Consider the following 18,730-nt stretch of genomic DNA (forward strand, 5'->3'; position numbering starts at 1 on the left):
TCTTGCCATGGTCAACGTGACCAATCGTCCCCACATTCACGTGCGGCTTCGTACGTTCGAACTTTCCCTTAGCCATTCCGCTACCCCAAAACGTTAGAGTGAATAAATTTCTGGCGCTGAAGCCGTGGTGCCCATGGGCAGGATTGAACTGCCGGCCTCTCCCTTACCAAGGGAGTGCTCTACCACTGAGCTACATGGGCGCTTCTGCTTTCCAAACCGTTAAGCAATGATCCGACTGCAGCTGGAGCGGGTGAAGGGAATCGAACCCTCGTCTTAAGCTTGGAAGGCTTCAGCTCTACCATTGAGCTACACCCGCGACACCATCACCCACAGCACAATCGATTGCCACCAGAGGCGGCGGTATGTTTTTGGTGGAGGGAGAAGGATTCGAACCTTCGAAGGCAGAGCCGTCAGATTTACAGTCTGATCCCTTTGACCGCTCGGGAATCCCTCCAGTCCTGAACGCGAAATTCTGACGCCCCACAGAAGGGATGTCAAACATTTTTTTTCAGGCAGGCCGGCACTCTACCAGAAAGACTTTGCTTCGTCAGCATCAATCTTCGTTTCGGCGCGTGGCGTAGAATGAACCGTTGCTTCCGGACGACTGCACTCTCGGCTCTCTGCACCGTCTTACGGACAGCCGGGATCGGCGATTGGCGGCCATGTTACGGAAAGGCGCAAACCGCAAGCCAACCGATCCGCGCCCCAACGGGAGCTGCACCGCCCGTCCAATCCCCCACCGGAGATACACATGGCCCCGCACACGGATGACCTCGCCCTCTCTGGCGTCGATGCACAGACGCTCAGAGCGCTGTTTACTGACGCGCGTACCTTTTCGCACTGGACATCGCGGCCTGTCGACGACGCACTGCTACGCCACGCCTACGAATTCGCACGCATGGCGCCGACAGCCGCCAATTGCCAGCCGCTGCGCATCGTCTTCGTTCGCTCGGCTGCGGCGAAGGCCCGACTGCTGCCGACGCTGGCCCCGCCCAATGTCGAGAAAACGGCCGGCGCACCGGTAACGGCAATCCTCGCCTGGGACAGCCATTTCTACGACCAGCTGCCGACGCTCTACCCTCACACCGATGCGCGTGCGTGGTACGCCGGCAGCGAGAAGGCGGCCCTCGCCCACGAAACCGCCTTCCGCAACGCGTCTCTGCAGGCCGGCTACTTCATCCTCGCCGCGCGTCTGCTCGGCCTCGATTGCGGCCCGATGTCGGGCTTTGACACCGCCGCCCTGGATCGCGAGTTCTTCGCCGATGGACGCTGGCGAGCCAATTTTCTGTGCAATCTGGGCTATGGCGACCGCTCAAAACTCCACCCACGTAGCCCGCGCCTGACATTCGACGAAGCCTGCTCAATCTTATGACTCTCCCCATTACGCCACGCCCTCCATTACCCGACACACTGATTAAAGCGCTGCAGACGCGCTTCGGCAGCCGCTTTTCGCGCGGCGAATCGATCCGCGTCCAGCACGGACGGGACGAGTCCATCCACACGCCCATCCTCCCCGACGCCGTCGTCTTTGCCGAGTCAACCGAAGAGGTTGTCGCGCTCGTGCAACTGGCGCGAGTCCACGGTGTGCCGCTCATCCCCTTCGGCGCCGGCAGCTCGGTGGAGGGACATATCCTCCCCATCCACGGCGGCATCAGCGTCGATCTCAGCGGCATGAACCGCATCCTCGCCGTGCACAATGACGATCTCGATGTCGTGGTCGAAGCCGGCGTGACGCGCATCCAGCTCAATACAGCGCTGCGCGACACCGGGCTTTTCTTCCCGATCGATCCGGGCGCTGACGCAAGTCTCGGCGGCATGGCGGCGACGCGCGCCTCCGGTACCAACGCGGTCCGCTACGGAACGATGCGCGAGAACGTGCTCGGGCTGACGGTAGTGCTCGCCGACGGCAGCGTCGTCCGCACCGGCACCCGCGCGCGCAAGTCCTCCGCCGGTTACGACCTGACGCGGCTGTTCATTGGCTCGGAAGGCACGCTCGGCATCATTACCGAACTCTCCATCCGCCTGCATCCGGTTCCCGAAGCAATGTCGGCCGCCGTCTGTGCCTTCCCCGATGTCGATGCGGCGGTACGCACCGTCATCCAGACGATCCAGCTAGGCGTGCCGGTGGCGCGCATCGAACTCCTCGACACCTTGAGCATCGCCGCCGTCAATCGTCATAGCCAAACGACGCTCAACGAAACGCCAACACTCTTTTTCGAGTTTCACGGCAGTGAAGCTGCCGTCGCCGAGCAGGCCGCGCTGGTGCAGGACATTGCCACCGAACTCGGTGGGCGCGACTTCGCCTGGGCAACCCGCACCGAGGACCGCAATCGCCTGTGGCGGGCGCGTCACGACGCCTACTTCGCCTGCTTGCAACTGAAACCCGGCGCGCGCGCCTTCCCGACCGATGTCTGCGTGCCGATCTCGCGGTTGGCGGAAGCCATCGCCGAGACGAACGAGGATATCGCCCAGGTCAGCATTCCCGTGGCCTTGTTCGGGCACGTTGGCGACGGCAATTTCCACCTCGTCGTACTCGTCGCCCCCGACAATCCGCGCGACCTCGCCGAAGCCGAGTGGCTCAACGAACGCGTCGTCGGGCGCGCACTCGCCATGGACGGCACCTGCACCGGCGAGCACGGCATCGGCATCGGCAAGGCGAAGTTCCTCGTCCGCGAACACGGCGCGGAGGCCGTCGCTGTCATGCGCACACTGAAAGCCGCGCTCGATCCGGACAATCTGCTCAACCCGGGCAAGATACTGCCACCCTTGAACGTCGGCGACTGAGCGCCCCCCCCGTCGGCGCAACGCGCGCCGCTGGCCGGCGTGCGCTGCCGCCCTGCAAAACAACGGCGAAGATGACGCCAACAGCATGGCGGCGCACGGCACGCGCACCCACCCTGCCCGCGCTACAATTCGCCGCCATGCCCCTACGTCATCCCGAGCCCGTCGTGCCTAACGCCGAACCGCCAAACACCCCGCACGACGCGACGCCCGCAGGCGAGTACAACGAGCGCCACGAACTCGCGGAGGCGCCCCCCGCCCCAGCGCCGGACACCCCGTCCGAGCCACCGGCACTCGCAGCACGACCGCTGCGCCAGCTCGCCCTGCAAGGAGCCGCAACGCTGCTCGTCGTCTCCCTGGCCTGGCCGTGGTTCGGCATGCGCGGCGAAACGCTGCCCTGGCCAGAAACCGCCTTCGCCATTGGGGGCGCAGCGCTGTTGCTCGCCACCCTCACGCGCCAGCCCTGGTGGTGGAAACTCATCCATCTCGCCTTTGTGCCGCTTGCCTGGCTGGGCTCACAAGTCCCCTTGGCGCCAGGCTGGTTCTTTTGCATTTTCCTTTTGCTGCTGCTCATCTATCGCGGCACGCTCACCGGCCAGGCACCGCTCTTTCTCAGCAATGAGGCAACGGCGCTGGCGCTCGCGGAGATCACCGCCGACCGGCCCAACATGCGTTTCGTCGACCTCGGCGCCGGCCTTGGCAGCGTCATCCTCCCGCTTGCCCGCGTGCGCCCTGATGCGCGACTCACCGGCGTCGAAAACGCCCCGCTGGTGTGGGCCATCGGCCGCCTGCGCACCTGGGGAAAGCCGCGTTGCCGCTGGCAATGGGGCGACTTGCGGCAGGCCGACCTGCGCCAGAGCGACGTCGTCTATGCGTTTCTGTCGCCGCTGCCGATGCCTGATCTATGGAAGAAAGTCTGCGCGGAAATGCCCGCTGGCAGCCTTTTCATCAGCAACAGCTTCGCCGTTCCCGACGTACCCGCGACGACGGTCGTCGAAGTGGGTGACCGGCGTCAGACCCGCCTCTACTGCTATCAGCGCTAACGGAGCCGCGTCGCCATGTTTAACTGGGGCATCCGAACCCGCGTCGTGCTGCTGGCACTGCTGCCCGCCGTCGCCATCGCCGCGTCGATGGCGAGCTACGTCATCTATCGCACCAGCAACGAGTTCGAGCGCGACCTGCGCGACTTCGGCATCGGCCTGTCGCGCCAGCTCGCCGCCGTTGCCGGCTTCAGCACCTACTCGGGCGATCATGAAGCCCTGCGCAACATCGCGCATGCCGCGCTCGGCGAGCCGAACGTCATCTCGGCGGCGATCTTCGACGCCGAAGGCACGCTCATCGCCAGCAGCAGCACGAGCACCGGCGCGCTGACACCGATTCCGCTCGACGACCGCCCCCTGGTGCTGTCGAACGACGAACGGCGCATCGTTTTTGCCGCACCGATCGCCGCCCCCCCTTACGAAGCCGACGATCCGCTGATCGCCGAAACCGCCGGCGCCCGGCCGCCTACGCCAAGCAGCGGCACGATTGGCTGGATCACGCTGACCATTTCCCGCGACGCAGCCGAACGGCGCAAGAGCGACGCTCTCTTCTTCACCCTGCTCTCGTCGCTGCTGGTGCTGGCCTTCGGCGGCGGCCTCGCCCTTGTCCTTGGCCGTCAGGTGACGCGGCCTATCCTGCGTCTGGAGCGGGCCGTGGCGCGCATCCAGAGCGGCGAACTGAACGCCCGCGTGCCCGCCAATAGCGGCGGCGACCTGCAACGGCTCGAAGAAGGCATGAACGCCATGGCCGAAGCGATCAGCGACGGTCGCGCCCGGCTCGAAGCACGAATCCACGAAGCGACGCGCGAGCTACAGAGCAAGAAGGAAGAAGCCGAACTGGCGAGCGTTGCCAAATCGCGCTTCCTCGCCGCCGCCAGCCATGACCTGCGGCAACCGCTGCACGCCCTGTCGCTGTTCGCCGCCGACCTGCAACGTGCCGCCGAAACGCCTGAACAACAACGGCTGGCCAACCGGATTGCCGAATCGGCAGGCGCCATGGGAGAGTTGCTCGACGCCCTGCTCGACATCTCCCGCCTCGACATCGGCGGCGTGAACGTGCATTACGCCGACACCGACATCGGCGAGGTATTGACTCGCCTCGACGCCGCCTTCGGGCGCAGCGCGGCAGCGGCGGGGCTGCGCCTGCGCTGCCGACCGACCTCACTGCACGCCGTCTCCGACGCCGTGCTGCTCGAGCGACTGCTCTCCAATCTGGTGGCCAACGCCATTCGCTACACCGAGCGCGGCAGCGTCCTCATCGCCGCCCGCAAACGCGGCGATGGCGTCTGCATCGAAGTTCGCGACAGCGGCGTCGGCATCGCCCTCGAGCATCAGCGCGGCGTGTTCGAAGAGTTTTTCCAGGTCGACAACAGCGCCCGCGTGCGTGGCGAGGGCTTGGGCCTGGGGTTGGCCATCGTTGCCCGTCTGGCGCGCCTGCTCGACGCACAGATCAGCCTCTGCTCACAGCTTGGCACCGGCTCCGTCTTCCGCGTAACCCTGCCCGCCCAGCCGACGCTCACCGCCAAGGCAAACGGGGCGGACGAGGCCCCCGCGCACACGCCGGACGACAACCAGCCGCCTGGACTCCCCCTCCTGCCCGCCCCGACGGACGAGACCGACGCGCCGCTCCGCGTATTGTTACTGCCGCCCGCCGGCGGCGAGTTGCGTACCGCGGCGGCACTGGCGAGTGACTGGGGCTATGTTTGCGACTGGATCACCGCCGACGCCTTCGGCAAAGCGCAGGCGATGAGCGGTCCGACCGCCTTGCTGGCGCTGGCGAGCACCTTCACGCCGCGCGACGACATCCCGGCTTCGCTACCGCTGATCCTGCTCGGGGGGGAAGGCGCGCCACCGCCCGGCGCGCATCGGCTGAGCGTACCGCTGCGCCCGGCGAAGCTGCGCGCCTTGCTCGCGCAGCTCGCTAGCGAGGCAAACGGATCCCGAAACGGTTAACGGCGACCAGCGCCTGCGTCCGGCTGGAGACGCCGAGCGCCTTGAAAATCGCCGTCGTGTGAATTTTTACCGTACCCTCGGTCAAACCAAGGCGGATGCCGATATCGCGATTGCTTTTGCCGCGCACCATCAGCGACAGGACGTCGACCTGACGTTCGGTCAGGCCAAACTCAGCAGGATCGGCGCCGCCGCCAATCGGCAAGGGCGGCAATTCGGGGCCGAGCTTCATCGGCATCAGGCGGTCGGGCGCAAAAATCCCGCCGTTCAGCACCTCGCGCAGTGCCGCCAGCAGACGTTCGCCGGAGTAGGCCTTGGGCACAAACCCTGAGGCGCCAGCCTTCAGCGCCCGCGCAACGGTAAGCGCGTCATCGTAAGCAGAAACGATTACCACCGGAATGGTCGGATAACGGCTGCGGATAAGCGACAGACAGGTCAACCCATCGATCCCCGGCAAGCCGAGATCGAGCAGAATGAGATCGAAATCACCCTCTTGTTCGAGCAGCGCGGCGGCACAATCGCAATCAGCCGCCTCCAGCACCAGCACCTCGGATTCAAGCTGACACAAGGTGCGTACGAGACCTTCGCGAACCAGCGTGTGATCCTCTACGACGAGCAACTTGAGCATAGTTATCGAATTGACAATTACAAGCGTGCGCACTGTAGCATCTCCAGCATACGCCGCCGAGTCGACCACCGCCTAGACCCTGCAACGCGCCGCTTACCGAGGAGACAATTATGGCCACAGATACCACCGGCGAGCCCGGAGACCTGCTGAAAAAACTCTGGGAAAACATGGGGCTTGGCATCCCCCCCGGAATTCCGGGCAGCATTCCGGGGGGATTGCCGCCCAGTATGGACCTGAACGATCTGCAAAAGCGCATTGCCGACCTGAAGGCGGTCGAAGGCTGGCTGAAAATGAACCTCTCCATGCTGCAAGCCAGCATTCAAGGCATGGAGTTGCAATGGGCGACGATCAACGCCCTGCGTGCCATGGGCGGCGCCGCAGCGAACACATCCCCGCCAGCACCGGGAACAGCGTCGGCAGCCGCCAGCAACGCCCCCGCCGACGCTGCGGCGGGCGCGGATCCGCATTCACCCTTTTCAGCACAGTCACCGCTCTCCCCTTTATCGCAAGCGGCCATGTGGCCCTGGCAACTGCTCCAGCAAATGCAACAGATGCAGAGCGCGCTGACGCCTTCGGCCGACACACCGGCAACTGGAGCCAGCAGCAAAGACGGCAAAGCGCCCGACACATCGCAGGGCTAGGCCTCTCTAACCGGCGAGCCAGCTTGCCCAGAGCGGCAGGGTGAACATCGACAGCAGCGTCGAGGCCGAAATCAGCCAGGCCACGCTGGCGCCGTCGCCGCCCATGCGCATGGCGAGGATGTAAGCGGATGAGGCCGTCGGCAGGGCGGCGAAGAGCACGACGATCTCCAGGTACAGCCCGCTCAGTCCGCACGCGTGCGCCAAACCCAGCGCCGCCAGCGGCAAGACGAGCAGTTTGATGGCGAGGAGATAGACCGACGTCCCCAATACGCCCGACTGCCCGCGCCAGCGCAAGGCGGCGCCGACCGTCAGCAGGCCGAGCGCAATCGACGCGTCCGCCAGCCGCCCGAGAAACACCTGCAGGGGCGCCGGCGGGACAAAGCCGGCCAGATTCAACACGAAGCCGCCCGCCGTCGCCCAGATCAGCGGATTGCGCGCCACCTCCCGCCACAGGCCGGCCTCGCCGTGGCGCGCCAGCATCGCCACGGCAGCGAAGTTGGCCAAAGGCACCGCTGCGCCGACGACCAAGCCCATCGCCGCAATCCCCGCCTGGCCGTACAACATGCCGGCGACGGCGAGCGCGATGTAGGAGTTGAAGCGGAATCCGCACTGGAAGACGGAGGCGAAGGCCAGGCCCTGCAGCGCGCCGACGTAACGCGGCAGCAGCGCCAGCAGCATGCCCGCGCCAAGCGTGAGGAAGGCCACCGTCAGCAGCGGCAAGGCCGCCGCCAGATCGAGCGGCGTGCGCATGATGGCGTTCACCAGCAAGGCCGGGAACAGGATGAAATAGACGAGCTTTTCCAGCCCGACCCAGAAGTCGTCGCCCAGAGACATGCGACGCCGGATGAGGGCGCCGAGCAAAATCAGGGAAAAATCCGGAACGAGCAGGAGGGCGGTCGTCAGCATGGTCGGCGATTGTACGGGCGAGCGCGCCGCTCGCGTATGGCCATTGGCGAAGCCTGCGTTCGCCGCGCACGAACCCTTGCCTGCGTGGCAAAATCGGCAGAAATACTCAGGGAAGGGGATGCCGCATGCAGGACGACGAAACTTTCGAATTTGCGCCACGTTACGAGATCGGCGATGCCCGCATCGACGCTGAGCATCGCCACCTGTTCTCCATCGCGCGGCGCGTGCAAGCGGCGCTGAGCCTCCCCGCAGACGCGGCGCTCGCGGAAGCACGGCTGGCCGTGGCCGAGCTGCTCGACTACACCCGCACCCACTTTGCCGGCGAAGAGGTGATGATGGCCGCCACCGGCTATCCCGATCTCGTCGGCCATCAGGCGCTGCACCGCGAATTGCTGTATCAGGTGCGCGACATGGAGATGCGCATCGACCTCGAAGGCCTCTCGGCGAGCCTCGACCTCGCGCACTTCCTCTTCAACTGGCTGACGCAGCACATCTTGCACGCCGACCGCCGCTTCGGGGAATTCCTCGCCGACTCACGTTAGCGAACCGCGCCCAGCGCCACCGCGCCGTCTAACGCGGCTCGCAAGCCTCCAGCCAGGCAGCGTCGAGGTCGAGCAGGGCGCCCTCGCGCAAGGGCTGATCGAGAAACTGACCGCGATACAACCAGCCTGAAGCACCATGCGCCCGCGTCCACGGCGTCTCCCAGGCTTCGACGCGCAGGGTCACGCGCCAGACATCGACCTCACGCTCGTCGTTCGCTCGCCGCACACAGGGTAAAGCCGCCGCGTAGCGCGCCCAGTCCTCGGGGCTCAGCCGACTGGGCGGCTTTTCCTGGGCCGGGCACAGGCCGGCGTGACGACGCTCGCGCCGCACCTCGGTCAACGTTCCGCGCAACCAGTACGTCGGGGCTTTCAGCACATAGCCCTGCCCGCCCTCGCGAAACAACGCACATTGACCGGGTTGCGGCCCCAACGGAGTCACCGCTGCCGCGCGCGGTGCTTCTGGGGCGAACTCCTGAGCCGACAGCGCCGTTTGCGCCACCGCCGACGCCGCTGCCCACAGCAGAAGTAGCAGGAGCGCCATGCCATGCCCGCTCGCCGCCCTGCCTGAATCCCACGTCCACCAACGCCTAGCCATTACCAACGATCCACCGCTCAATTGCTCACGTCCAAAGACAGTCGAATCGGGAGACCCGCGCGACCGCCACCTGCCGGGGATTCTACGACCGGCACACGCTCAGTCGTAGCGCCGTCGATCCTCGATCACGCGACCATCGTTGGCGAGCGTTCCGGGGGCGCAGAAGGCGATCTCACCGCGCAACTTGGTCAGTTCGCGCAAACTGGCGACGAGTGCCGCTGCCAGTTTCTCGTCGGTGGCGACCGCTTCGCAGTGGAGAGTCATGCGATCGGCGCCGGTGTCGTTATCGACCACCAAACGGGCACGCAGCACCTGCGGGTGTCGGCGCAGCGTCTGCGCGATCTGCGCAGGATGAACGAACATGCCCTTGATCTTGGTCGTCTGATCGGCGCGCCCCAGCCAGCCACGGATGCGCACGTTGGTGCGGCCACACGGACTTGCCCCCGGCAGCACCGCCGACAGATCGCCCGTGGCAAAGCGGATGAGCGGGTAGTCGCGGTTGAAGCTGGTAACAACCACCTCGCCCACTTCGCCCTCCGGCACGGGATCGCCGGTGCCCGGCCGGACGATTTCGAGGAGCACACCCTCATCGAGTATCAGGCCTTCCTCGGCATCGGTTTCGTACGCGACGAGACCAAGATCGGCCGTCGCATAGGCCTGCCGCACGCAAATACCGCGTGCCTTGAGCGACTGACGTAGCGACGCCGGTAGCGCCTCGCCGGAAACCAGCGCCTTCTTCAGCGACGAGACATCGGCGCGCAGCTCATCCGCCTTGTCGACGATGATGCGCAGGAAGGACGGCGTGCCGACGTAGGCGGCGGGTCGCAGATCGGCGACGGCCTGCACCTGCTGCTCGGTCTGCCCGATACCGGCCGGAAAGACCGGGCAGCCCAGGCGCCGGGCGCCGCCTTCGAGCATGAAACCGGCCGGCGTGAAGTGGTACGAGAAGGTGTTGTGCACCAGATCGCCGGCAACAAACCCCGCCGCGTGCAGCGCCCGGGCAAAGCGCCACCAGTCGGCAGCGCACCCCTCGGGATCGTAGATCGGGCCGGGCGAAGCGAAGACATGCGCCAGATCGGCCAAGGGCGTCGCCGTCAGCCCGCCGAACGGCGCCTGCGTCTGCTGCCGCTCGATGAGGTCGCTCTTGCGCGTCACCGGCAGCGCGGCCAGCGCGGCACGCGAGGTGATGGCGGCGGCCTCGACGCCGGCAAAGAGTTCGGCAAAGTAAGGCGAGTGCGCCTGCGCATGCGCCACCTGCTGCGGCAGCGCGCCCAGCAAGGCGGCTTCGCGCTCGGCCGGCGGACGGACTTCGAGGGTGTCGTAGGGAGTCATGGCGGCGCTCCGGTATGCGCTCAGGAGAGCCAGCGCTTGCGCCGGCGATAGTGTTTGACGTCGCGGAAGTTCTTGCGCCCGGCAGCGGAGAGGCCGAGGTAGAACTCCTTGACGTCCTCGTTGGAGGACAGATCAGCGGCTTCGCCCTCCATGACGACGCGACCGTTTTCGAGGATGTAGCCGAAATCAGCGTAGCGCAGCGCGACCATGGTGTTCTGCTCGGCCAGGAGGAAACTCACCTGTTCGCTACGGTTGAGGTCGCGGACGATCTCGAAGATCTCCTCGACGATCTGCGGCGCCAGTCCCATCGACGGCTCGTCGAGCAGGATCATCTCGGGCTTGGCCATCAACGCGCGACCGATGGCGCACATCTGCTGCTCGCCGCCCGAGGTGTAGCCGGCCTGCGTCATGCGCCGCTGCTTCAAACGCGGGAAGTAGTGATAAACACGCTCCAGGCTGTCACGGATTTCGCCGCGCGCACTGCCGCGCGTGTAGGCGCCGGTGAGCAGGTTCTCCTCGAGCGTCAGGTGCGCGAAACAATGCCGCCCTTCCATCACCTGGATGACGCCGCGGCGGACGAGTTCCGACGGCGTCAGCTGATCGATGCGAGCGCCCTTGAACTCGATGGCCCCTTTGGTGACGTCGCCGCGCTCGGCGTGCAGCAGGTTGGAGATCGCCTTCAACGTCGTCGATTTGCCGGCGCCGTTGGCACCGAGCAGGGCGACGATGCGCCCCTTCGGCACAGCCAGCGAGACGCCCTTCAACACGAGGATGACGTGATCGTAGATCACCTCGATGTTGTTGATCGAAAGATAGCCCGGTGCAGGCGAAGAGGAATCCGCTGCGCTGGGCGCAGTTGCAAGCGTCGGTGTATTCATGGCGGAACCGGGAGCCTACGCAGTGAAGATCAATGGAGAGGAAAGGGAGCACCGTCCGAGGCATGAAGGTCGGCGTCCGCGCACGTGCGAGAAATCTTCACGTACGCGGCGCCCCCTGCCGTGGCCTAGCCTTCTTTCGCGCAGTCGCGCGGCGTGATGCCCTTTTCCTTGGCGTATTTGGCGGCGGACTCCTCGATCATGCCGCGCACCATCTCGCGATCGGGCTCGATCCAGTCGGAGACGATCTTCCACTGCTTGCCGTCCCACTGCTGGTATTTGACGAGGCCGGAACCTTCGTGGTCGGCGCAGGTGATCTTCAGGTTGGGCATGAAGCCTTCGGCGCCGAGGTCCTTCAGGCGCTTGGCGTCGATATCGAGGTGCTCGAAGCCCCAGCGCATTTCGTCGCCCGAGAGCGGCTTCTTGCCAAACTTGGCTTGCGCCGTGCGGATGGCTTCGACGGTGATGATGCCGTGCACGACGCCGCGGTTGTAATTGACCGAACCGACCCGCGTCTTGTCTTCCATGTTGCCCTTGTTCTTCTTGTAGACGTTGTCCTGGATCGCCTTGATCACCGGGTAATTCGGCCCGGCGACGCTAAAGCCGGCGGCCGTGAAGCCCTTGGCGGCATCGCCGGCCGGCACGGTGTCTTCTTCGGCGCCTGCCCACCAGACGCCGACCATCTTCTCGCGCGGGTAGCCGGTCTTGGCGGCGGCCTTCAGCGCCGTCGGGTTCATCACGCCCCAGCCCCAGAGAATGACCCAGTCCGGCTTCTCCTGACGGATACGCAGCCACTGCGATTGCTGCTCGTTGCCCGGATGCGCCACGGGCAGCAGGACGAGCGAGAAACCGTACTTCTGCGCCTGCTTTTCGAGAACGGTCAGCCCCTCCTTGCCGAAGGCGGAGTCGTGATACAGGTAGACGATCTTCTTGCCCTTCAGCTTGTCGATGCCGCCTTCCTTGGCGCCGATGTATTTGACCATCGTCGTCGCCTGGCTCCAGTAAGTCGTGATCATCGGAAAGACCCACGGGAAGACGCGCCCGTCAGCCGCGTCGGTGCGGCCGTAGCCGATGGTGACCATGGGAATCTTGTCGGCGACGACCTTATCGAGCAGCGAGTAGGTGATCCCGGTCGATACCGGCTGGAATACCGAATTGCCGGTCGAGCCTTTTTTCTTCAGGCGCTCGTAGCACTCGACGCCCCGCGCGTTGTTGTACTCCGTCTCACACTCTTCCCAGGTCAGCTTGACGCCGCCGACGCCGCCATCGCGCTCGTTGATCATCGCCATGTAATCGATCCAGCCGCCATACAGCCCGGAGCCGCCCGCGGCATAGGCGCCGACGCGGTAGCTCGGCAGACCGATGAACTGCTCCTTCGCCTGCGCGAAGGCATCGCCAACCGCCGCCGACAGCGCCGCGACGGAAAACACGGCAGCAGCCAGAGTCTTCTTCAGGGGGATCACGTTCTTCATCTTTGTCTCCTCGGTGAGGTTTTTATGTCAGTGAGGGAAGGGCCACAGACGCAACTTCTCTTTACCGATCTGCCACAGTCTCGCCAGACCGTGCGGTTCCACGATCAGGAAGAAAATGATCAGACCACCAAAGACGATCAACTGCAGGTTGGAACTCACACTGGGCGCCAGCAGGCCGCTCAGCCACTGCTGGACGACGACATCGAGGGCAATCGGCAGCAAGACGATGAAAGCCGCGCCCAGAAAGGCGCCGGCAATCGAGCCAACGCCGCCGATGATTACCATGAACAGGATCTTGAACGACAGATCGAGGCTGAAGCCCTCCGGCTCGACCGTGCCGAGATACGCAAACGCGTAGAGCGCGCCGGCGACGCCGCAATAGAACGAGCTGACGGCAAAGGCGAGCAGCTTGGTGTGCATGATGCGGATGCCGATCACTTCGGCGGCGACGTCCATGTCGCGCACCGCCATCCACGCCCGCCCGACGGAACTCCGAACCATGTTCTTGGCCAGCAGCGCGAGCACGACGACAATCGACAGCACCAGCAGATACTTGGCCTCCGGCGAGACAAAACGGTAGCCGAGAATCTCCATGTCCTGCGCGGTGATGACGCCCGACGACGAGTAGTCGGAGAACCAGCCGACCTTGGTCAGCAGCCAGACGATGAAGAACTGCGCTGCCAGCGTCGCCACCGCCAGATAGAAACCCTTGATGCGCAGACTCGGCAAACCGAAGGCAATCCCCACCAGCGCCGCCGCCACGCCACCGCCGATGAAGGCGAGCAGGATCGGCATGCCGTCGATGCGCAGCATGAAGTTGTAACTGGCGAAGGCGCCGACCGCCATGAACGCCGCCGAACCGAGCGAGAGCTGGCCGGCGTAGCCGGTGAGGATGTTCAGGCCGAGCGCCGCCAGAGAGAAGATCAGGAAGGGAATCAGGATCGCTTTCAGCCAGTACTCGGAGAGCAAGGCGGGAACGAAGAAGAAGGCGACGGCCAGCAGAAGGAGCATGCCGAGCCGGTCCTGGCGGATCGGAAAGATCTGCTGGTCGGCCGCGTAGGTGGTTTTGAACTGCCCGGCTTCACGGTAGAACATCGTTTTTCCTTGCGCGCAAACGTGGAGGGAGCAACAAATCGCTGAGGCGACTCAGACGCGGTCGATGTGCTTCTCGCCGAACAAGCCTTCCGGACGGATCAGCAAGAAGGTCAGCGCCATCATGTAGGGGAACCACGAATCAATGCCGCCACCGACGTACTCACCGAGATAGACCTCGGCGAGCTTTTCGGTCGAACCGATGATCAACCCGCCGACAATCGCGCCGGGAATCGAGGTGAAGCCGCCGAGAATCAGCACCGGCAAGGCTTTCAGCGCCGTAAAGGTGAGCGAGAAGGAAACGCCGTTACGCGCCCCCCAGATCAGCCCGGCAACGAGCGCGACGAAACCGGCGACGGCCCAAACGATGCGCCAGATGGTCTGTAGCGGAATGCCGATCGACAGCGCCGCCTGGTGGTCGTCGGCCACCGCGCGCAAAGCGCGGCCGATACGCGTGTACTGGAAGAAGAGCGCCAGCAAGGCGACCAGCACCGCCGCCACGCCGGCGCCGAAGAGGTCGAAGCTCGATACGCCGATCCCGGTGGAATCCATCAGCCACTGCACCGGCACGTCATCGACGCCGAGTTCGAGGCCACGCACGTTGGCGCCCCAGAAGCCCTGCGCCAGTCCTTCGATGACGTAGGACAGGCCAATGGTCGCCATGAACAGGGTGATCGGCGGCTGGTTGACGAGCGGACGCAAAACGACGCGCTCGGTGAGGATGCCGAGCGCCACCATGGTCGTGAAGGCAGCGAGCAAGGCGAGCGGGAACGACAGGCCGAGATTCTGAAAACCGACGAAGGAGAGCGCAGCGGCGAAGACCATCGCCCCCTGCGCAAAGTTGAACACGCCCGAGGCCTTGTAGATCAGCACAAACCCGAGCGCGACGAAGGAGTACATCACTCCCGAGAGCAGACCGCCGAGCAGGACTTCGATGAAGAATTGCATGTCGTCTCAGCCTCGTTAATGGGAAACGCCGAGATAGGCGGAAATCACTTCGGGGTTGGAGCGCACTTCGTCGGGCGTGCCGTCGCCGATCTTCTTGCCGTAATCGAGGACGACGACGCGATCCGAGATGTCCATCACCACGCCCATGTCGTGTTCGATGAGGACGATGGTGGTGCCGAACTGGTCGTTCACGTCGAGGATGAAGCGGCACATGTCCTGTTTTTCCTCGACGTTCATGCCGGCCATCGGCTCGTCGAGCAGCAGCATCGTCGGCTCGGCGGCGAGCGCGCGCGCCAGTTCGACGCGCTTCTGCAGACCGTAGGGCAGGCGACCGACCGGCGTCTTGCGGATGTGCTGGATTTCGAGAAAGTCGATCACTTCCTCGACCTTCTGCCGGTGTTCCAGCTCTTCGCGCCGGGCGCGCCCGAAGTGGATCGCCTGCTCGAGGAAGCTGGCGTGCATCTTGGTAATGCGCCCGGTCATGATGTTGTCGAGCACGCTCATGCCCTTGAACAGCGCGATGTTCTGGAAGGTGCGCGCAATGCCCTGCGCCGCGGCCTTGTGCGGTTCCATCTTGCGCCGCTCCTCGCCGTGAAAGACGATGCGCCCTTCCTGCGGGTGATAGACGCCGTTGATGACGTTCAGCATCGAACTCTTGCCGGCACCGTTCGGGCCGATGATGGCGCGGATTTCGTGCTCGCGAACGTTGAACGAAATGTCGGTGAGCGCCTTCACCCCGCCGAAGCGCAGCGAGATGTTCTGCAGGTCGAGGATGACGTCGCCGCTTGTTCTTCCACTCATGGATCGTCCCTGTGACTCGTTGGCCTCGCCGCGCACTCAGGCGGTCTGGCGAAGGGCTGGAAACGTCTTGGCGTCGCGGATCTGCACCTCGGCGGCCACCTTGCCGGTGCGGCCATCCTCGAAGCGCACCTGCGTCTCGATGTACTGCGTACTGCGGCCGGCGTAGAGCGCATCGATCAGCACCGCGTACTTCTGCGCGATGAATCCACGCCGCACCTTGCGCGTGCGCGTCAGCTCGTCGTCATCCGGATCGAGTTCCTTGTGCAGAACGAGGAAGCGGTGAATCTGCGAGTCGGCGAGCATGCCTTCGGCAACCAGTTGCGCATTGACCTCTTCGACACAGCCCTGAATCAGCTGGTAAACCTCGACCTTCGCCGCAAGATCGGCAAAGCCCGAATAAGCAATGCCGCGCCGTTCCGCCCAGTTACCGACGGCACCGATGTCGATGTTGATGAAGGCGCAGACCATCTCGCGCTGGTGGCCGAAAGCCACCGCCTCCTTGATGTAGGGGAAGAACTTGAGCTTGTTCTCGATGTAGTTGGGCGCAAACATCGCGCCGTTGGCGAGGCGGCCGACGTCCTTGGCACGGTCGATGATCTTCAGGTGCCCGTCGTCGTCAAAGAAACCCGCATCGCCGGTCAGGAAGTAGCCCTCGGCGTTGATCGCCTCGGCGGTCGCGTCCGGACGCTGGTAGTACTCCTTCAGCAGCATCGGCCCCTTGACGAGAATCTCGCCGTTCTCGGCAATTTTCACCTCGACGCCGGGCGCCGGTTTGCCGACCGAGTCGAGCTTGATCTCGCCATCGGGCTGCAGGCAGACGTAAGCACAGGTCTCGGTCTGCCCGTAGAGCTGCTTGAGATTGATTCCGATCGAACGGTAAAAACGGAAGAGATCCGGGCCGATCGCCGCGCCGGCGGTGTAGGCGATGCGGATGCGGCTCATGCCGAGCACGTTCTTCAAGGGCCCGATCACCAGCAGCGAACCGAGCGCGTAGAGAAAGCGGTCACTACCCGACACCGGTTTGCCGTCGAGAATGTCGGCACCACAGCGACGCGCCACGCCCATGAAGTACTGATAGAGGCGCTGCTTGAGGCGGCCGGCATCCTCCATGCGAATCGTCACCTGCGTCAGCAGGTTCTCGAAAACGCGCGGCGGTGCGAAATAGTAGGTCGGCCCGATCTCGCGCAGATCGGTCATCACCGTCTCGCCCGACTCCGGACAGTTGATGGCAAAGCCGGCAACCAGCGCCTGCGCGAAGGAAAACAGATGGTCGCCCACCCAGGCCATCGGCAGATAGGAGAGGATTTCTTCGTCGGCACTCAGACGGTCGAAAGCGACACCACCGCGCGCGGCGCTGATGAAGGCATCGTGCGTCAGACAAACGCCCTTCGGCCGCCCGGTCGTCCCCGAGGTGTACAACATGACGGAAACGTCATCGTGCCGCCCCACTGCGATCTCGCTGGCGAGAAAATCCGGGTGGTCTTTCTGGCGCACCCGGCCAACGCCGAGCAACTCCTCGATGTCGTGCAGGAAAGGCTGCGTGTAGTGGCGCATGCCGCGCGAATCGTCGTAGACGATGTGCTCGAGCGCCGGCAATTCGCCCTTGATCTCGAGCAGCTTGTCGACCTGCTCCTGATCCTCGACCAGCGCAAAGCGGATGCCGGCATCCTGCAGGACGAACTTCATCTCGTCGGCAACGGCGTCCTGATAGAGCGGCACCGGAACGCCGCCCAGGCTTTGCGCGGCGGCCATCGCCATGTAGAGGCGGGGCCGGTTGTCGCCGACGATGGCGAGATTGTCGCCGCGGCGAAAGCCCAGTTCAGCAAGCCCGCAGGCGAGGTCGCCGACGCGCTCGGCCACCTCGCGCCAGGACCACGTTTGCCAGATGCCGAGATACTTCTCGCGCATCGCGGTTTTGCCACCACGCACGAGCGCGTGATGGCCGAGCAGTCGCGGGAACGTATCCAGCGACGGCGGGGCAGCCGTTTCCGGCATGGTGTCTCCTCCGGTCGTTATTGTTTGCAGCGGTCAGCAAGGTGTGCCGTGCAACATTTTTTCGCCGATTTTTATGCTTTTATTCTATCTGCTTTGCCCGCCCGGTCAATCGCGCCGAGCGTCGGCCATCCATCGCCAACACCCGCCGGGGAGGGATGTCGGTCGATGACAGATGGCGACATCAGTCTAAGGTCGAGCTGCGGCTACAATTGTCACGCACCTGACAATTGACGGATATTTCAGAGATGTTGCGCACACTCGACGACATGCTGGGCGCCTCGGTCTGGGCGCGCGATCTGACCCCCTCGGATATTGCGCGCATCAAGGCGGGAATCAGCGTCCGCGCGATCACGGCAGGCGACGCCGTCTGCATGAAGGGCGAGCGCGTCGAGCACTGGATGGGCGTCATCGACGGTCTGGTGAAGATGACGAGCAACGATATCAGCGGCAAGACGACGACCTTCACTGGCGTCGCGACGGGCGGCTGGTTCGGCGAGGGCTCGCTGCTCAAGGACGAACCCCGTCGCTACGATGTCGTGGCGCTGCGCGATTCGCGCATTGCCTTCATGAACCGCTCGATCTTCCAGTCCTTGCTCGACAGCAGCATCGCCTTCAATCGCTTCCTGATCGTCCAGCTCAACGAGCGCCTCGGGCAGTTCATCGGCCTCATGGAGCACGAGCGACTGCTCGACGTGGAGGCCCGTCTGGCGCGCGGTCTGGCGTCGATGTTTAATCCGGTGCTCTATCCGGGGATTGGCCCGCGACTGCAAATCTCGCAGGAGGAACTCGGCTTCCTCGCTGGCGTCTCGCGCCAGCGCGTCAATCGCGCGCTGCATGCCTTGGCCGACGCGAAACTGCTGCGCGTGGACTACGGTGGCATCACGGTGCTCGATCTGCCGCGGCTACGCAGTTACGGAAGTTAGGCACCGCAAGCGGCGTCGGCACGCACCCCGTCGCTCGGCCGCGCGTTCTGCGCCGATCGCACACGCGCCACACCGCACTGAACTTTTTGGCGGGCATGCCGGTCTGTGTGAGTTCTGGCAAACCCGCGCGAAAGCCGGGGACGCAAAGCCACCGGGCTACCGACGAAAACACATCGTCAACGCTAGCGGGGTTGCCGTTCGATAGATCG

The 18,730-nt window shown here is 64.6% G+C and carries 17 protein-coding genes, 3 tRNA genes and 1 riboswitch; of the genes, 7 read left to right on the forward strand and 13 right to left on the reverse strand.

Going from position 1 to position 18,730, the window contains the following annotated elements:
* Positions 1-125: 125 nt before the first annotated feature.
* From GHK24_RS12830 to GHK24_RS12840, 3 genes are all read right to left on the reverse strand, one after another.
* A tRNA-Thr gene (locus GHK24_RS12830) sits at positions 126-200 on the reverse strand.
* 42 nt (positions 201-242) lie between these two features.
* A tRNA-Gly gene (locus GHK24_RS12835) sits at positions 243-316 on the reverse strand.
* A gap of 53 nt (positions 317-369) precedes the next feature.
* Positions 370-454 (reverse strand) — tRNA-Tyr (locus GHK24_RS12840).
* 297 nt (positions 455-751) lie between these two features.
* Between GHK24_RS12840 and GHK24_RS12845 the strand changes: the two genes are divergently transcribed.
* The 4 genes from GHK24_RS12845 to GHK24_RS12860 all read left to right on the forward strand — a co-directional run bounded on the left by GHK24_RS12845 (position 752) and on the right by GHK24_RS12860 (position 5,774).
* Positions 752-1,372 carry a malonic semialdehyde reductase gene (locus GHK24_RS12845; protein ID WP_153473286.1) on the forward strand — a complete coding sequence of 207 codons (621 nt, stop codon included), beginning with the start codon at positions 752-754 and terminating at the stop codon, positions 1,370-1,372.
* Positions 1,369-2,784 (forward strand): FAD-binding oxidoreductase, encoded by a 1,416-nt coding sequence (locus GHK24_RS12850; RefSeq protein ID WP_153473287.1) that lies wholly within the window; start codon positions 1,369-1,371, stop codon positions 2,782-2,784. The genes GHK24_RS12845 and GHK24_RS12850 overlap by 4 nt, the downstream gene beginning before the upstream one ends.
* Before the next feature lie 164 nt (positions 2,785-2,948).
* On the forward strand, positions 2,949-3,824 hold the full coding sequence (locus tag GHK24_RS12855) for a class I SAM-dependent methyltransferase (RefSeq protein ID WP_340666192.1): 876 nt from the start codon (positions 2,949-2,951) through the stop codon (positions 3,822-3,824).
* Positions 3,825-3,839: 15 nt separating this feature from the next.
* Positions 3,840-5,774, forward strand: coding sequence for an ATP-binding response regulator (locus tag GHK24_RS12860; protein WP_153473288.1), 1,935 nt, complete (start codon positions 3,840-3,842; stop codon positions 5,772-5,774).
* Here the strand turns inward: GHK24_RS12860 and GHK24_RS12865 are convergent.
* Entirely contained in the window at positions 5,743-6,399 is a 657-nt protein-coding gene (locus GHK24_RS12865) for a response regulator (protein WP_153473289.1), read from the reverse strand. The two genes, GHK24_RS12860 and GHK24_RS12865, sit on opposite strands and share 32 nt — an antisense overlap.
* Before the next feature lie 110 nt (positions 6,400-6,509).
* Between GHK24_RS12865 and GHK24_RS12870 the strand changes: the two genes are divergently transcribed.
* Positions 6,510-7,040, forward strand: a complete 531-nt coding sequence (locus GHK24_RS12870) for a PhaM family polyhydroxyalkanoate granule multifunctional regulatory protein (RefSeq protein ID WP_153473290.1) — start codon at positions 6,510-6,512, stop codon at positions 7,038-7,040.
* 6 nt (positions 7,041-7,046) lie between these two features.
* On the opposite strand, the gene GHK24_RS12875 is transcribed toward GHK24_RS12870, so the two are convergent.
* Positions 7,047-7,946, reverse strand: coding sequence for an AEC family transporter (locus GHK24_RS12875; protein ID WP_228384700.1), 900 nt, complete (start codon positions 7,944-7,946; stop codon positions 7,047-7,049).
* Positions 7,947-8,071: 125 nt separating this feature from the next.
* On the opposite strand from GHK24_RS12875, the gene GHK24_RS12880 reads away from it, so the two are divergent.
* Positions 8,072-8,488, forward strand: a complete 417-nt coding sequence (locus GHK24_RS12880) for a bacteriohemerythrin (RefSeq protein ID WP_153473291.1) — start codon at positions 8,072-8,074, stop codon at positions 8,486-8,488.
* Positions 8,489-8,516: 28 nt separating this feature from the next.
* Here the strand turns inward: GHK24_RS12880 and GHK24_RS12885 are convergent, their stop codons facing one another.
* The 8 genes from GHK24_RS12885 to GHK24_RS12920 all read right to left on the reverse strand — a co-directional run bounded on the left by GHK24_RS12885 (position 8,517) and on the right by GHK24_RS12920 (position 17,598).
* A complete protein-coding gene (locus GHK24_RS12885) occupies positions 8,517-9,029 on the reverse strand; it encodes a hypothetical protein (RefSeq protein ID WP_153473292.1) in 513 nt (170 codons plus the stop codon).
* A gap of 153 nt (positions 9,030-9,182) precedes the next feature.
* Positions 9,183-10,415, reverse strand: a complete 1,233-nt coding sequence (locus GHK24_RS12890) for a phenylacetate--CoA ligase family protein (RefSeq protein ID WP_153473293.1) — start codon at positions 10,413-10,415, stop codon at positions 9,183-9,185.
* A gap of 20 nt (positions 10,416-10,435) precedes the next feature.
* Complete coding sequence (locus tag GHK24_RS12895) at positions 10,436-11,293, reverse strand: ABC transporter ATP-binding protein (RefSeq protein ID WP_153473294.1); 858 nt, start codon at positions 11,291-11,293, stop codon at positions 10,436-10,438.
* A 125-nt stretch (positions 11,294-11,418) separates the two neighbouring features.
* Entirely contained in the window at positions 11,419-12,762 is a 1,344-nt protein-coding gene (locus GHK24_RS12900) for an ABC transporter substrate-binding protein (RefSeq protein ID WP_153473295.1), read from the reverse strand.
* Between the two features lie 27 nt (positions 12,763-12,789).
* The gene (locus GHK24_RS12905; RefSeq protein ID WP_153473296.1) at positions 12,790-13,857 is read right to left on the reverse strand and encodes a branched-chain amino acid ABC transporter permease; all 1,068 of its coding nucleotides are present in this window, start codon (positions 13,855-13,857) and stop codon (positions 12,790-12,792) included.
* A gap of 51 nt (positions 13,858-13,908) precedes the next feature.
* Positions 13,909-14,802 (reverse strand): branched-chain amino acid ABC transporter permease, encoded by an 894-nt coding sequence (locus GHK24_RS12910; protein WP_153473297.1) that lies wholly within the window; start codon positions 14,800-14,802, stop codon positions 13,909-13,911.
* Positions 14,803-14,817: 15 nt separating this feature from the next.
* A complete protein-coding gene (locus tag GHK24_RS12915; RefSeq protein WP_153473298.1) occupies positions 14,818-15,603 on the reverse strand; it encodes an ABC transporter ATP-binding protein in 786 nt (261 codons plus the stop codon).
* A gap of 36 nt (positions 15,604-15,639) precedes the next feature.
* Positions 15,640-17,598, reverse strand: a complete 1,959-nt coding sequence (locus GHK24_RS12920; protein ID WP_153473299.1) for an AMP-dependent synthetase/ligase — start codon at positions 17,596-17,598, stop codon at positions 15,640-15,642.
* A gap of 245 nt (positions 17,599-17,843) precedes the next feature.
* Between GHK24_RS12920 and GHK24_RS12925 the strand changes: the two genes are divergently transcribed.
* The gene (locus tag GHK24_RS12925) at positions 17,844-18,521 is read left to right on the forward strand and encodes a Crp/Fnr family transcriptional regulator (protein ID WP_228384701.1); all 678 of its coding nucleotides are present in this window, start codon (positions 17,844-17,846) and stop codon (positions 18,519-18,521) included.
* Between the two features lie 106 nt (positions 18,522-18,627).
* A riboswitch (cyclic di-GMP riboswitch) is annotated at positions 18,628-18,720 on the forward strand.
* Positions 18,721-18,730 lie beyond the last annotated feature (10 nt).

It is taken from the genome of Rhodocyclus gracilis (genome assembly GCF_009617575.1).
In the GTDB taxonomy this organism is placed as follows: Bacteria; Pseudomonadota; Gammaproteobacteria; order Burkholderiales; family Rhodocyclaceae; genus Rhodocyclus; species Rhodocyclus gracilis.